Raw genomic sequence first — 288 nt, forward strand, 5'->3', positions numbered from 1 at the left:
GGCGGACGGGTGAGTAATGTCTGGGAAACTGCCTGATGGAGGGGGATAACTACTGGAAACGGTAGCTAATACCGCATAACGTCGCAAGACCAAAGTGGGGGACCTTCGGGCCTCATGCCATCAGATGTGCCCAGATGGGATTAGCTTGTAGGTGGGGTAATGGCTCACCTAGGCGACGATCCCTAGCTGGTCTGAGAGGATGACCAGCCACACTGGAACTGAGACACGGTCCAGACTCCTACGGGAGGCAGCAGTGGGGAATATTGCACAATGGGCGCAAGCCTGATG

At 56.2% G+C, this 288-nt stretch carries 1 rRNA gene; it reads left to right on the top strand.

What is annotated here, in order from left to right:
• Positions 1 to 288 (top strand): 16S ribosomal RNA (locus NWP14_RS27875); the annotation flags it as partial.

It is taken from the genome of Klebsiella sp. C349492 (assembly GCF_042055345.1).
Lineage (GTDB): Bacteria > Pseudomonadota > Gammaproteobacteria > Enterobacterales > Enterobacteriaceae > Klebsiella > Klebsiella scottii.